Source organism: Bacillus sp. FSL W8-0920, assembly GCF_038593215.1.
GTDB lineage: Bacteria > Bacillota > Bacilli > Bacillales > Bacillaceae > Bacillus > Bacillus pumilus.
Genome location: NZ_CP151974.1, coordinates 3291518 through 3306804 on the forward strand (window position 1 = coordinate 3291518; position 15287 = coordinate 3306804).

The window sequence follows — 15287 nt, forward strand, 5'->3', positions numbered from 1 at the left end:
AACCATTCACCTTTTATGTTTCAATTATAACAAAGATAACTAGAAATGAAATGTATTTTTAACTTGACACATTATTGACGACCCGATCACTTCATAGACTTTTGAAAAAAGGCTGCCGAGAGACGTTCTCGAGCAGCCTAAGAGGAGTATCTGAGGCACCCCTCATGTTTGTTTTTTCTTATCTAAAGTAACCTGACACACCGCTTGAAATGCCTGACGCTAAACGATCTTTATACGTAGCCGATTTCAAGATGTTTGAATCAACTGGACTTGACACAAAACCAGTTTCTAAAAGAACACTCGGCATTTTAGAATATTTAATCACGTAGAATCCAGCTGTTTTCACACCACGGTCTCTTGTACCAAGTGCACTGACCATTTTCGGCTGAATGTTTTGCGCAAGCTTCAAGCTGTTTGCAGACGCATATGTTTTGTCATAATACGTTTCTGTTCCGTTTGCACTGCTGTTATCATTTGAGTTTGCATGGACACTAATGAAGATATCTGCATTTGCTGACGCACCTTTGCTCACTCGTGTTTGAAGACTGTCAAATGTGTCTGATGTTCTTGACATGGTAACAAGTGCACCCGCGTTGTTTAATTTCGTATTTAAACGCTTAGCTACATCTAAATTCAAGTTCTTTTCATATAACCCGTAGCCTACAGCTCCTGAATCATGTGCGCCATGACCTGGGTCAATGAATACTTTTTTCCCGACGACAGGGTTTTTCAATTGATTCACAACAGTTGGTGTCACCGTATTTGCACTGCCTACGACAGTAAATTTGGTGATTTTTTTACTGCTAATAGTTGCTCTTGTTACTTTTGGTAATGTTTTTTCATTCGTTAGAAGCAATGCTTTGTTTTGCTTCGCTGCGATCCCTGCAGCAGAAGATGAAGTGGCGTAGCCAAACCCTCTTCCTACATAGGTATTGTTCGTGCTCATATTATACTTTTTCACAATATTAGCGGCAACGTCATAACGAGTGGAGCCTTTAATTCGTGTTGGAGATTTCAATTGATTATAAGCTGCTTTTGTGACGTAATTTTCTCCGCCGACTACAATGGTTTGTTTGACATTGCTTGCTTTTGCAACAGATGCGATTTCAGAACGAAGTCCCTTTTTATCTGTGTAGAGAATCGGGAAACCTTTTTGTGCTGCTACCGGTGCAATTGCAATCCCATGAGCATAGAAGGAACCTTCAACGACAACGACGCCTGCTGGCTTTTTCATTTTCTTCGCGATATTTGCAGATAGCTCATATCGATTTTTTCCTGAAATACGTTGTGTAGAGATGCCCATCTTCTTCACTTCATTGATTACGTTATTTGACACACTTGATGTACTGCCTAAAACGATCACTGTCTTTGTTTTTAAAGCCTTTAGGGCTTTTTTCGTATCACCTGAAAGACTCTTACTGTTTGTATAAAGAACTGGTCCATTTTTTTGGTGTGCAAGTGGAATCCCTGCTGTTGCATCCGCATACGCAGTTTTCCCTACTATTACGACTGTACTTGCAGTTCCCCATCCCTTTTTCGCTACGTTTGCTGCTACAGCATATCTGCTTCCGCCATCAATTCGTGAGACTGAATTATCTGCTGAAGCTGTTGGAACAATAACGAAAATGGCGATGAGGCTGAGGATGGCTGTTTTCATGATTGAGCGCATCATCTATGTCCTCCTTTAACCCTTTAATAGTTTGTTAGTTTTGTACCTGGATAGTAGAACGAAAGTATGGAAGAATATGAGTTTCCAGATTCTGCTCTAGCTTTGGCACCGTATTGGCTCATGCCAATGCCGTGACCATATCCTTTTCCTGAAATCGTAAAGTCATTTGTATTGTTTTTGACTGACGCAAATGTGCTCTTCACCTTTGTTGCGCCCATGATGGATCTAAACTCGGTCATCTTCATACTTGCCGTTGTACTTTTGTTTACTGCATATGTGCCTGTTTTATTTTTCAGATGATATGTCAGCTTGATTGATACCGTCTTCGCACGTTGTCCTTTTGTTTTTCCTGAGAACGTCAGGCTTGAGATGGATGCAATCTTCATATCAGATGCAGCTGTTTCTTTGTTTTTGAGCAGCCATGATTTGAGACCAGCAAGATCCGTTGCATTTGTCTCTTTTGCCTTAGACCACTGAGATGCTGCTGTACTAGCAGTCAATGTTGTGCCTAGCTGTTTTTTAGAGAGTTTTAATGTCCATGCATTGATCGGATCTTTTGTATCCTTTTTGGCCACTAAGTACGGCAGTGCATTTGCCCACACTTCTTCACTTGCCTCTGTATATCCGCCATTACTAGAATAATAGGTGGCTGAAATGAGCTGATTGTTGTATTTCAGTACTTTCCCTTTTGTGGCATCGACAGCTTTTGTCGAATTTGTGTACCAGTTATATCCTCCATATACTTGGAAGGCAGTTGTATCAGGTACGACTTTTCCAATACTTTTCACTGAATACGTTCTAGCGGCCACTGCCTGTGCTTTTAGCGCTTCAACATGCCAGCTTGCAGGCATTTCATTTGGTACCACGCCTTTTAGATAGTCTTCAAATGGAATATTTTCGAGAGTCGGCCTGATATAACCTGATTCAATTGCAAAGTTGACGCTGCCTAGGTAAGGCTTCCCTGCAATTTGAAGGATATTTTTCGTTGAATATTTCTCAGGAACAACTCTTACATTGTTATACGTCTTTATGCCTTTTAATGAAATTTTTCCGTTAGAAATATTCAATGGGTAGTTTTGATTTTTTTTCAGATAGACTTGTTTGGCTAATGAGTTCTTCAAGCTATCTTTAATCGCACTTGTGCTACCAGCAAGGTGATAAGCATATGTACCCTTTTCTTTCAGCAGTTTTTTTAGTGACGCTGTGACAGAATCCGGTTTCACATACACAACAGTACTATTAGACTTTGCAGCCAATTGAGACAGCGGCATAGCATAAATATAGCTAGAGGCTTTTGCCAAATAAACTTTATCTGCATTGATATTTAATTTCTTCATTATATTCACAGAGAGTTCATAGCGATTGGCACCACTGATTCTTGTTACCTGTGACGTTTTTTTAATTTGATTCTCTACTTTTTGTCCCGTACTTTTCGTACTACCGATGATGATGACTTTGCTTGGCAGCTTGTAAGACGGAATGGAATCTTTTTTTGTTAAAAGGATTGGGTATCCCTTTCTCGATGCATAGGATGCAATCGCAATCCCATTCATAAATGAGTTTCCACCGACAACGACAGCTTGCTTATAGTTACCCATTTCTTTAGCAATTTTTTGGGAGATTTCAAACTTGTCTTTTCCACTAATGCGTCTGACTTTCCCATACTTTTTAATAGATTTCTCAGCAGCTGTTGAAATACTTTTCGTGTTACCAACGATCAGGATGTTATCCGGCTTCATTTTCTTCAGCTGATTTTCAGTTGTTTTTGTTAGTTTTTCAATGTTTGTATACAAAATGGGTGCGCCTAGTTTGTAAGCTAACGGTGATACAGAAATGGCATGATCAAATGCATCACGGCTCACAATGACAACTGTTGATGGATTCTTCCAGCCGGCAGATGCGATGCTATTGGCAACTTCGTATCGATTTTTGCCATCATATCTTTTCGTGACAGCCACATTCGATCCTGACAGCTTGTATTCTCCAGCTGTGGATAGATCCATCGTTTTTTTATTTCCGATATAATTAGACAATTTCACTGAAATTGTCGAGCTAGCCATGGCAGACTGAAAGGGTGCGATTAGTAGAGTCATTGTCATGAGAACAATAAGTGTAAAGCCTGTTTTCTTCAATTTTTTTCATCCCGCCCATCTTTTTTACTTCTGTTTTTCAATCTTTTGAATTTCCTTTTGACCACTGTCATTGATAAAGTAAGAGATTTCTACTTTGTCTCCTGGTTTGAATTCATTTAACACATCTTTAAAATTATCCGTAAATTCATAGCTTAAGGTCGTATTCACTTTTTTCACTTCGACTGTATGTGCATCAGCCATTCCAATAAATTCAGCTTTTTCTTCCAGCACCTGAGGAGTTGAACTGCTTGTGTTGTTTTCTCCCGAGGACTGCTCAGCCGTTCCACATGCTGTGAGCACGATACCAAGTAGTAGTATTAAGAACGGTAAAACGACGATTTTCTTCATTTTTTTCACCTCATGTCTTTGTATCGTCTTATAACTTAATATTTTAAGGTAAATTTAAGGTTTTTTGAAACCTTTTTTTTGTTACAACGTCTATATCTAGGTTCAGAGTAAAAAAATAACTTGTTTATCAAGATTCGTAAACCTATAATCATGGAAGAATCATAGAAAAGGTGAGGGACATTATGAGAGCTGAAAGAAAACGAAAGAAGAAAAAGGTTCTTTGGATTGTTTTATCGATTATTGGCTTATTCGTATTAGCAACTGGCGGATATGCATATCATCTTTGGAATACAGCAGCATCAACCGTGGCAGGCATTCAGGAGAATTTAAAGAAGTCAGATAAGCGTGACAAAGATGTCGATTTAAATAAGAAAGACCCGATTTCTATTTTAGTCATGGGTGTTGATGAAAGAAAAAATGACCGCGGCCGTGCGGATACATTAATATACATGACCGTTAACCCAAAAACCAAAACGACTGAGATGGTGAGTATCCCGCGTGATACGTATACGAAAATTGTCGGAAAAGGCACAATGGATAAAATCAACCACTCCTATGCATTCGGCGGCACACAAATGGCAGCTGATACTGTAGAGGAATTGCTTGATGTACCTGTTGATTACTTCGTGAAAGTCAATATGGAAAGCTTTAAGGATATTGTCGATACACTTGGCGGCATTACAGTGAACAGCACATTTGCTTTCAGCTATGATGGTCATTCATTTGGTACAGGAGAAATTAATCTAAATGGCGATCAAGCCCTCGCCTACACAAGAATGAGAAAACAAGATCCAAAGGGTGACTTCGGACGTCAGCAAAGGCAGCGTCAAGTCATTGAAGGCATCATTGCTAAAGGGGCAAACATTTCATCTATTACGAAGTTCGGCGATATGTTCAAAGTCGTGGAAAACAATATGAAGACTAATATGTCATTTGATGATATGTGGACGATGATGAATGACTACCGTGACGCAAGACAGCGTGTGAAGCAGCACGAGCTGAAAGGAACGGGAGCACGCATCAATAATATCTATTATTATCAGCTTGATGATAGCAGTTTGGCTAAAGTGAAGAAGGAATTGAAGGACAGTTTGGAGCAGTAAAAAAAGAAGACTACATAAATGTAGTCTCAGATTGTTGACAAAGGGCTAAAATGGTTTTTATTTTAGCTCTTTGTCTTCTTTTTTTATGATTTAAATGGGGCAGGTTTTTCTTCACTTAATCCAAATCGATGGAGGAGCTCCTCGACAATTCGTCTCGATGCTTGTCCGTCACCATAAGGGTTAGACGCCTTCGACATGCTGTCATACTCCTTCTGATCTACTAGCAGCTCTTTAGCCATTTTGTAAATGGTCTCTTCATCCGTACCTGCAAGCTTAAGTGTGCCTGCTTTCACGCCTTCTGGACGTTCTGTTGTATCACGGAGCACTAAAACTGGCTTCCCTAGAGAAGGCGCCTCCTCTTGTACACCGCCAGAATCCGTTAAGATAAAGTGCGAAGCGGCAGCAAAGTTATGGAAATCAACGACTTCAAGCGGTTCAATTAAGTGTACACGATCGAGACCGCTAAATTCTGTCTGAGCTGCATCACGTACGGCAGGGTTTAAATGAACAGGATAAACGACCTGAACATCTTCAAACTCTTCTACAACACGTCTAATGGCTCTAAACATATTTTTCATCGGCTGGCCGAGATTCTCTCTGCGGTGGGCCGTTAACAAAATCATTTTATCCGTGCCTATTTTCTCTAAAATAGGGTGCTGATAATGCTCAGTAACTGTAGTTTGCAGGGCATCAATCGCTGTATTCCCTGTCACACAAATGGTCTCTTCTTTTTTATTTTCAATTAAAAGATTCTGCTTCGCTTCCTCTGTAGGAGAGAAATGAATATCGGCAATAGTGCCTGTCATTTGACGGTTCAATTCCTCTGGGAACGGCGAATACTTATTGTGTGTTCTCAATCCTGCTTCGACGTGCCCAACTGAAATTTGGTGATAAAATGCTGCCAAGCTTCCTGCAAAGGTTGTTGTAGTATCCCCATGGACAAGGACAATATCAGGTTTTTCTTCTTGGAATAATTGGTCTAGCTTTAACAGTGCATTTGATGTGATTTCAGATAATGTCTGGCGCTGCTTCATGATGTTTAAATCATGATCTGGCGTAATTGAAAAAGCCTCAAGAACTTGATCAAGCATTTCTCTGTGCTGGGCTGTCACAGTGACAATCGAATTTATCAGTGGATGTTTATTTAATTCAAGGACAAGTGGTGCCATTTTGATCGCTTCAGGTCTAGTACCGAAAATAGTCATTACATTTAGTTTTTTCACTTGTTTAATCCTCTTTCCTAGTATAGTACTTTCAATTATACACAATTTGGAGGATAAATTTAATGGTATAAAAAAAGAAATTTACATTGAATTAACGTTAAATTTCTCTTTCCTTTACATTTAACATATAAAATATGAATTATCTAAAATTCATTTTAGTGAAATCATTTGTCTTTCCTATGATTTGTAAGTTACACTTTAAACAGACGACCACGAACAAACATTGAGTGATTAAATCGGTTATCTATGTAAGGAAGGTGCAAAGTTCATTGAAAAAAGTACGTAAAGCCATTATACCAGCTGCAGGTCTTGGGACACGTTTCCTCCCTGCAACAAAAGCTATGCCTAAAGAAATGCTGCCAATCGTTGATAAACCAACTATTCAATATATTATTGAAGAAGCTGTTGAATCAGGAATTGAAGACATTATTATCGTCACTGGAAAAGGAAAAAGAGCCATTGAGGATCATTTTGATTTTGCACCAGAGCTAGAGCGCAACCTAGAGGAAAAAGGGAAGAGCGAGCTTCTAGAGAAGGTGAGAAAATCCTCTAACATTGCTGACATTCATTACATACGTCAAAAGGAACCTAAAGGACTTGGACACGCTGTTTGGTGCGCACGCAACTTTATCGGTGATGAGCCATTCGCCGTTTTATTAGGTGATGATATTGTTCAAGCGGAAACACCAGGGCTTCGCCAGCTGATGGATGAATACGAAAAGACCCTTTCATCTGTGATTGGTGTTCAGCAGGTAGCAGACAGCGATACGCATCGCTACGGGATCATCGACCCTCTTACACAAGAAGGACGCCGCTATCAAGTGAAAAACTTTGTGGAAAAGCCACCGCAAGGTACAGCACCATCCAATCTAGCCATCTTAGGACGATACATTTTCACGCCAGAGATCTTTATGTACCTTGATCAGCAAGAAATTGGTGCAGGCGGGGAAATTCAACTGACAGATGCCATCCAAAAGCTGAATGATATCCAGCGTGTATTCGCCTATGATTTTGAAGGAAAACGATACGATGTTGGTGAGAAGCAAGGCTTCATCGAGACGACTCTCGAGTTTGCCCTTCAAGATGAGGATCTGAAAAAGAAACTCATTCCATTTATGAAACAGCTTCTCGAAAAAGAAGAAGCGAATTAAAAAAAGCTGCCGGAATCGGCAGCTTTAGATTGTTGACAAAGTGCTAAAATGATTTTTATTTTAGCACTTTGTCTTCTTTTCAGCGTGATAGAAAACCTTTGAAGTCTAGGAAGGGCGAGCACTGGCGCGGAGCGAATTGAATATTCGTGAGCACCAGCGCGCAGACCTGACAACGAATGCGAGGGTTTGTCTACACGCTGAAGCTGTCGGAATCGGCAGCTTTTTATTTCATCACTGAAATCGTCAGTGTATGCTGTTCATTATCAATGACAAACAGATTGCTTTCGCCCTTTACTGCGAATTTCGTTTGTTTCTCATTCATCCAAACCTTCTGTTCTGTCAGTCCAAGTGTCGAAGGAGAGATCGGCATCACCTCATGAAAGACAATAGCATTTGCTTGACCATTTTGAATGACATAGTCAGTTTTCTCTGTGGTCAATCGCTCAATCGTACCGCCTTGATCACTTTTGATCGAGCTCAGCGTTTGCATTTTTTGCTTAAGCACAGATTCCTCTTTTCCAAGGAAAGAAAGTAAATACTCATACGAGCCAGCAGATGCGGGCGATACATACGAGTTGAACTGTCCAGGTCCAATGGATAAAGACTTTAATTCCTCTGCAGGTTGAAGCCCTTCAGGTTTGACAAAATACGTCTCTGATGCTGTTTTGATTTGAACGGTTTGTTTATTTTCAGCGACAGCTTGTATCTCTTGCCCGAATGGCAAAGTGACACCTGCCTTCTTTTTCATGGCTTGATCTTTGTACACCGTGAGTGGATCTGCCGTGACAAGCGTCTGTCGATCCACCTTTTTCATATCAGGCGCCCCTTTTGTTAGCTGGTTCTTTGACTGAGGCGATTCTGTCTTATCTGCTGGGATGGCGCCAAACGTCGCCAGTGTACGAAGTGGACGATCCGAAAACATCGATAAGGCAAGTAAAATCGTTAAAACAGCTATTATCGTCACTTGAAAGGCTGGTCCAAAAAAGGAACGTCGTTTTCCGTTCTCATCATATCGAGACACCTTCTCTGTCTTTTTTTGTACACCTTTGCGACCTTCTTTGTGTTTCAATTGATATTCTTTTTTTTCTTTTTTAGAAAGCTTGTTAAACCATTCAACAAACTCCTTATACTCTTTCACAACCTTCTTCGTCTCATCAAACATACGAAGCTCACCATAATGCATCCAAGCCACTCGGTCACAGATTTTTTGAATTTGGCTAATGGAATGGCTGACAAAAAAGATCGTCTTCCCTTGTTCTTTAAATTCTGTGATTCGATCCACGCATTTTTGATAGAAGGTTTGGTCACCAACAGACAACGCTTCATCAATAATCAAGATATCTGGATCGATATGCGCTGAAATGGCGAAGCCAAGACGTGACTTCATTCCGCTTGAATAGCTTTTCACAGGCTGATCAATAAAGTCACCAATATCCGCAAACTCTACGATTTTTTCATATAGTTCGTCTATCTCTTTATTCGTCAGCCCCATCATCAAGCACTTGAGGCGAATGTTGTCTTTCCCGCTTAATTGGTTGTTTAGCCCTGCCGCAATGGCAATTAACGAAGGCTGACCGTCCATATCAACTTCACCACTTGTCGGTGGAATGATTTTCGCAAGAAGATTCGAAATCGTTGATTTTCCAGATCCGTTGATCCCTACAAAACCAATCGTCTCGCCTTCATATACATCAAAGGACACATCACGAACAGCAAAGAAACCTTTTTCATTTTTATTAGGAAAAAACAGCCCTTTAATCTTATCTGACTGCTTTTTATATAGGACGTATTGCTTGGATACGTTTCGAAACGAAACCTTTAGTTTCATCGTATAATCTCCTTACTTTTTAAAGAAAATCGACAAATTTATCCCTAAATTTCATATGAAGCAATGAACCGACTGTTAAAAGAAGTAGCGTGATCAGCCAAAAGTAAAGCGTATATTTCACATCATGGAAGAACCATTCTCCCTTTAACAAGCTATTTCTAAAACCATCAATAATGTAGAAAAGAGGATTCAATTTTAGTATATCCCCGATCCATGCTTTGTCTCCAGTGAGCTTCTCTGAGATATTCCAAAAAATCGGCAGCAAAAAGAAAAGTAAACGTGTCACTGATTGTAAAAGAAATTGATAGTCTCTCACGAGTACGCTAATCGTGGAATTAAACAAACTAAACGAAAACATAAACGCGATCATACAAATAAGATAGTATATATATTGTAGCCAATGCGCATCAGGATATATGCCATAGGAAATCAGCACAATCAGATAGACACCCATCATGACAAAGTAGCTGAACAAGTTGGACATAATCACTACAGACGGCAGCGCACTAATCGGGAAATTCATTTTCGATACCATATTAATACGTTTAAACACACTGTTTGATCCATCAAGTATCGTCGGACTAATGAAGAACCAAGGGATTAATCCAGCCAGCATCCAAATGATAAACGGAACTTCCATCCCTCCAATGACAATTGGCTGTCCTCCGCGAATTCCCAGACCAAAAACAAACCAGTAAGCCAGCATTTGAATCAATGGATTTAAAAACTGCCATAAAACACCTAAATAATTCATCTGATATTTTGATTTTGTTTCATAAACAGCAAGTCGCATAATCAGCGGAAATGAGCTGATTTGCTCCTTTAATATCGTCAACATTGCGTTCATTCTAATCTTCCTTAGATATAAGTTTTTGGGATTACTTTTTTAAAAAGCACCGCTCATAATTGTAACAGATAACGATACACATTTCATCTTATAACAAAAGTCATGCACGTCAAACTAGAAGACAAAAACCCCCTGAATCCTTTCAATCGTTGATTCAGAGGGTCCTCACATATTAGATAATTTGGTGTTCTTTTAAGAAATCCGTAATTCTTTTCGTATTCTGATTATCGTTAAAGCTGTTGATTTTCAGGTATTTTTCTTTATATTCATCTTCCACAACATACTGACAATCGATCGCATGTTTCACGATTCGAATCAGCTCTTGTGTATTATATGCTATCGGTCCTGGTGCATTTTCATCGTTTACAGGAGGAATCGCCTTATACTGTCTAATCAAGTAATCTTTTTCTTCCCAATAAAAAATAGGGTAGGCACCTCTATATTGTGCATCATAAATAGCAGATGAATAATCAGTAATAAACACTTTTGACACTTTTAGCGCTTCCGATGGGTTATCAGAAATAATATGTTTATACTGAGGCAGATTTTGATAAACGTACTGTGAAAATTTGTTATGCGGTACAATTAACAGACGATCAAGAAGACCTGCTTCTTCAAAGCTTTTGATGATTTTAATTAGAACTCTATAGTAAGATGTTTCTTCAATTCTATTCGTATAAATAAGTCCCTCTTCCCAATATCGGTAAGTTGGCATAAAGGCGATCTTATCTGCACCTTCTACTAATTTGGCATGATCAAAGGTTGCCAGACCTGTCAAAATCAAATCCTCACGATCATAGTTCATTTTATAAAATTCACCGGCCTCTAATTCAGAGCTGATGACTGATTTATAAATATTGTATTGATTCTTGTCTTTATGGAATCCAAAGGCCATTGGATTATCAACCGGTTTAGCAAACATAATGCCATGCTGTAAAAAGACGAGTGGGACACTCATGATTCTCTCTCTGAGATGGTCAATATACAACCTATCATTCAGAACATGGTTAGATAATTCACTTGATATAAAATAACTGGCATTAAATATACTTAAATAATGTCTGAGACTATATTTCGGTATGATACCCTTTCCATATTTCGCTTTCAATGCTGGATATGCGTTTGATTTCTTATTAAGAATAAAGTAATTTTTTGAGTCTGTTTGACAATTTTCCTGTACATAGTCATACACTCTAATAGCTGATTCATCTGCTTTATCACTCTTTTTCTCAAAAAACAAATTCACACGATACTTTTTGTCTTTATAGAATGATGATAGGATACTCGCTATTTTTATTTTCACTTTACTAAATAAAGAATATTCCTGTGAATAAGGAATAATGGTTGATGTCACATTTCCAAATAGATTGGTTCTTAGGACTTGCAGCTTGTCCCCATTCTTTTTCGTGATATATGTTTTGACCTTCTTATCCCTCTTTTTCAACCTTAAACTATGGATAATTCGGTGATCATTTCCTACGAACAAGTTATTGTGGATTCTGCTGTCTAAATCAAGATCATTTAACGAAATTTTAAAGAAACCATATCTTTTCAAGAATTTAATTTTTCTAAATGGTCTTATAAATTTTGCCAGCTGATGTTCAGAGTTTCTAATGTAAAGATATTCATATTTTTGGTCTGAATTATACGCATAATGCGTCAATCTTCCAAAAACATAAAAACTATTAAACAAACTAAAGATGCGTAATCTCGATGTATGTTTAGTAACGAGATATGGGTTTCCTCTCACTAAGTATACGCCATTCGTTCTGACATAGATGTAATATCTTTGCTTATTAATCACCAAGATATTAAGAATATTGTCATCTTTGAACTGGTCTAAGGTATCTTTACCAAAAACTTTTAGCGGCTGATATCTAGGAACGAGTCTAAAGTTGACGATTTTCTTTTGATCCGTCACTTTATTTAAAATTTTGATTTGATTACGATTATTCACAATCACTTCAATATCTTTATGTTCCTGCATCACATCAAACAAAATTTTCCTTACATTTAGTTCTTTATTCTGACAATCATAGGTAATCACAAAGTGGAAAGCACTGTATTGAATAAAGGAGATATCCTCAAATCGTCTATCTGCCTCTTCGATGGGCAAATCTATTTTATAATTGCAATTGATTTCATCTACATTCAGCAGCCCTGAAAATAATAACAATTCCTTTTCGCCGCTGTATAAGCCGTAGCGATCTAACCCTAATTGCTTGACATAAATATCAGCAAATTGATTGTTAATTTCAATAGGGAGTATTTGATCCGGCTGGATCATGTCTGAGCATTCTTTGACAATATACAGGTTATGCTCCTTTGCATAGAGATAGATCATTTCATTAGAATTGTCTATTGTGGATTCAAAAATCATCTGATCCTTTACATCAATTTCACAAATCCACTTTGACTCATTTACATTTAGCTCTTTAAATTCAAAAGTGCACAACTTCTCTATGTTATCAATATATATAACTAACTTGTGTTCATCTAAATTAAGAATTTCTAAAAAATTATGATAAAGTTTGTACATTGAAGCACCTCTATATTATTTTCAGCAAATTTACATTACCGGATAATCTTATCTAAATTTAGCATGTTTACTGTTAAAATTCTATGTTTTTTTATTTTTACCATAACTTTTAAATATGTGTACATTGGAATAAAAAACACAAAAAAGTACCGTTCAAAGGTGAAGAACGGTACTTTTTAAACTATTTTTCAGAAAACACCACTTCCACCACACGCTTCGAAGACTCCCCACTCTCTAAGTAACAGAATTTCTCATAAAACGGTGCGAATGAAGCTGGCAAAGTAAAGGTTGGCTGTTCTGTTTCTCTTACCCAGTCAATGACGCTGGCTGTTTCTTTCACAAGAGGTCCAGGTGCTTCCTGTTCAAAGTCGAAGTAGAAGCCTCTCAGCTTGTCACGATATGTTTCGATGTCTGGCACATAGAATAGCATCGGACGTTTAAGGTTTGCATAATCAAAGAATACAGATGAGTAGTCAGTGATGAGCAGATCAGAAATCATATAAAGATCCCTAATATCTTCGTAATGAGAGAAGTCATAGGCAAAGCCTTCATATGGTCCTAAATCAAAGTTTTCAGCGACTAGATAGTGCATACGCAGAATGATAATATATTCATCTCCGATAGCGGCTCTCAGCTCATGCAAATCAAGGTCTAAATCAAATTTGTACTGCCCTTTTTTATAAAATTGATCGTCTCTCCATGTCGGAGCGTATAAGATCAATTTTTTATCAAGCGGCAGGTTCATCTTTTGTTTGAGTGCTCTCATCGTTTCTTCATTGTTTTGATTGTGAAGGAAGTCATTTCTCGGATATCCTGACTCAATCATGGTCTTTTGAAATTGGAAGGCACGTGTGAAGATTTCAGTCGAGTAAGCATTTGGTGAAATGAGATAATCCCAATTCGACGCTTCCTTCGTGAAATTCTTTTTGTATTTTTTCGTGTTTGTTCCAGGCATATGCACCTCGTCCATATCCATCGCCAGTCGTTTTAACGGCGTACCGTGCCATGTCTGCAAGTATGTTGTATGCTCTGGTTTTGGAATCCACAGCGGCAAACGGCTGTTGACGACCCAATACTCAGCTCTTGCCATCGCAAAAATCCATTTCAATGACAGACGATTGATATAGTAAATATCCTTTTCCTTAAACGGTGCTTCGTGCCCTTTTTTCACGCTCCAGATCAACGTATATTCAGGATGATTTTCTTTCATATACTCATAGATCCCACGTGGGTTACAGCTAAATTGTTTTCCATTAAAGCTTTCAAACATAACGGTTTTCTTTTTCACAGACAGCTTGCTCGCCAGCTGAAAGGTCGTTTTAAAGGTCCTTGTTACAAGACGGTTACGGACTTTTTTGATTTTACCGATTTGCTTTTTGAACTTCTTCCACTTGCTTTTGACATAGTACTTCGCACGTGTTTTCATTGTATAATCATTAATTCGAATGCCAAGCGTTTGTCTTTTTTTCTTTCGATACACCTCATATCGAATCGGTACATCATTTCTTTTATGAATTTGAACAAGCCCTTTGAGTTTGTTTGAGCGATCTCCAAGGACTAAAGAAGTGGTCGTTAAAGTCTCCTCTACTCCACCTACATCGCAAATAAATTCAAAATAGAAACGATATACAAAACGTTTGTTTAACGAATAGGTCAATTCCTCTAAAGGAACTTCTGCTAGAAATTGATAAAGCTGAGGTACCTGTTGATCATCACGGTATTTGACCACTTCATCTTTTATTGGGGTCATATTTACCGGAAAGCGATGCTCAATTGGCTCTTCGCCATTTCTCTTCACTAGAAGCTTTACTTCCTTGATTTCATAAGGATGCTCTGCACTGAGAACGCCTGCATAACCAGATAAAGATAACGTACATTCTTTGCTGAGCTCGATATGATTGAATTTCACAACCTTTAGCTCACGCTTGATTTTAAACGATGCATTTCCTTTATCCGTACGATACGGGATGACATACAGCATCGCGTCTTTATTTTCTAAATAAGTCAGCTCTGGCTTCTCTATTTCCATTTTTAAACGGCGTTTATAGTATGGCGTCTTCTCTTCTACTTCGGCATGATCCGTTTCTTTTAGTTCTTCTTCCTCTTCTTCTGAATCAGAATCATAGGCTGAGTCCTCAAGCTCGTCCTCATCCTCTTCTTTGTTTGCACTCAGATAGTCTGTCACATACAGGTTGTATGTCTGACCCTGCTCTAATGCAAGCGGAAGCGATGGTTCACTCAATACCAATTTAAATAGATTGTCTTCTTGATGAACAAGCGGAAGGAAAAGCTCTTGTTTTGATACCCTTTCCCTCATAAACAAATAAAATTCTCTATCTGTTAATGGCATGTCATCGTCGATGCGAATAAGCATTTCTAGTTTCTCATGATGATTTTTTAACCCTTCAACGACACTCTTCTTATGAATTCCCTCTTCAATCATTAAT

At 38.4% G+C, this 15287-nt stretch carries 10 protein-coding genes; 2 read left to right on the forward strand and 8 right to left on the reverse strand.

Features of this window, described 5'->3' with window-relative positions; genetic code table 11:
• Positions 1-178: 178 nt before the first annotated feature.
• From NSS78_RS16980 to NSS78_RS16990, 3 genes are read right to left on the reverse strand one after another with little or no spacing between them, the layout of a single operon-like run.
• On the reverse strand, positions 179-1669 hold the full coding sequence (locus NSS78_RS16980; RefSeq protein WP_044140362.1) for an N-acetylmuramoyl-L-alanine amidase: 1491 nt from the start codon (positions 1667-1669) through the stop codon (positions 179-181).
• Between the two features lie 23 nt (positions 1670-1692).
• Positions 1693-3801 (reverse strand): SpoIID/LytB domain-containing protein, encoded by a 2109-nt coding sequence (locus NSS78_RS16985; protein WP_327839587.1) that lies wholly within the window; start codon positions 3799-3801, stop codon positions 1693-1695.
• Positions 3802-3825: 24 nt separating this feature from the next.
• Positions 3826-4149, reverse strand: coding sequence for a hypothetical protein (locus tag NSS78_RS16990; RefSeq protein ID WP_003212891.1), 324 nt, complete (start codon positions 4147-4149; stop codon positions 3826-3828).
• 182 nt (positions 4150-4331) lie between these two features.
• Here NSS78_RS16990 and NSS78_RS16995 point away from each other — a divergent pair, with 182 nt between their 5' ends.
• Positions 4332-5252, forward strand: coding sequence for a LytR family transcriptional regulator (locus NSS78_RS16995; protein ID WP_050944362.1), 921 nt, complete (start codon positions 4332-4334; stop codon positions 5250-5252).
• 83 nt (positions 5253-5335) lie between these two features.
• Here NSS78_RS16995 and wecB read toward each other — a convergent pair whose 3' ends face one another.
• Entirely contained in the window at positions 5336-6475 is a 1140-nt protein-coding gene (gene wecB / locus NSS78_RS17000; protein WP_050944364.1) for a UDP-N-acetylglucosamine 2-epimerase (non-hydrolyzing), read from the reverse strand.
• A 269-nt stretch (positions 6476-6744) separates the two neighbouring features.
• On the opposite strand from wecB, the gene galU reads away from it, so the two are divergent.
• Positions 6745-7626 carry a UTP--glucose-1-phosphate uridylyltransferase GalU gene (gene galU, locus NSS78_RS17005; RefSeq protein ID WP_034318540.1) on the forward strand — a complete coding sequence of 294 codons (882 nt, stop codon included), beginning with the start codon at positions 6745-6747 and terminating at the stop codon, positions 7624-7626.
• Between the two features lie 223 nt (positions 7627-7849).
• Here the strand turns inward: galU and tagH are convergent, their stop codons facing one another.
• From tagH to NSS78_RS17025, 4 genes are all read right to left on the reverse strand, one after another.
• Positions 7850-9454: a teichoic acids export ABC transporter ATP-binding subunit TagH gene (gene tagH / locus NSS78_RS17010; protein WP_327839583.1), complete on the reverse strand. Its 1605-nt coding sequence runs from the start codon at positions 9452-9454 to the stop codon at positions 7850-7852.
• Positions 9455-9473: 19 nt separating this feature from the next.
• Positions 9474-10301 carry an ABC transporter permease gene (locus tag NSS78_RS17015; RefSeq protein WP_003213689.1) on the reverse strand — a complete coding sequence of 276 codons (828 nt, stop codon included), beginning with the start codon at positions 10299-10301 and terminating at the stop codon, positions 9474-9476.
• Positions 10302-10473: 172 nt separating this feature from the next.
• Entirely contained in the window at positions 10474-12840 is a 2367-nt protein-coding gene (locus NSS78_RS17020) for a CDP-glycerol glycerophosphotransferase family protein (protein WP_212045595.1), read from the reverse strand.
• 181 nt (positions 12841-13021) lie between these two features.
• Positions 13022-15283, reverse strand: a complete 2262-nt coding sequence (locus NSS78_RS17025; protein ID WP_212045596.1) for a CDP-glycerol glycerophosphotransferase family protein — start codon at positions 15281-15283, stop codon at positions 13022-13024.
• Positions 15284-15287: the final 4 nt, after the last annotated feature.

Coding starts and splice junctions, on each gene's coding strand:
- NSS78_RS16980 (WP_044140362.1), bottom strand. CDS start 1,669: ATGCGCTCAATCATGAAAACAGCCATCCTCAGCCTCATCGCCATTTTC.
- NSS78_RS16990 (WP_003212891.1), bottom strand. CDS start 4,149: ATGAAGAAAATCGTCGTTTTACCGTTCTTAATACTACTACTTGGTATC.
- NSS78_RS16995 (WP_050944362.1), top strand. CDS start 4,332: ATGAGAGCTGAAAGAAAACGAAAGAAGAAAAAGGTTCTTTGGATTGTT.
- tagH (WP_327839583.1), bottom strand. CDS start 9,454: ATGAAACTAAAGGTTTCGTTTCGAAACGTATCCAAGCAATACGTCCTA.
- NSS78_RS17015 (WP_003213689.1), bottom strand. CDS start 10,301: ATGAACGCAATGTTGACGATATTAAAGGAGCAAATCAGCTCATTTCCG.
- NSS78_RS17020 (WP_212045595.1), bottom strand. CDS start 12,840: ATGTACAAACTTTATCATAATTTTTTAGAAATTCTTAATTTAGATGAA.
- NSS78_RS17025 (WP_212045596.1), bottom strand. CDS start 15,283: ATGATTGAAGAGGGAATTCATAAGAAGAGTGTCGTTGAAGGGTTAAAA.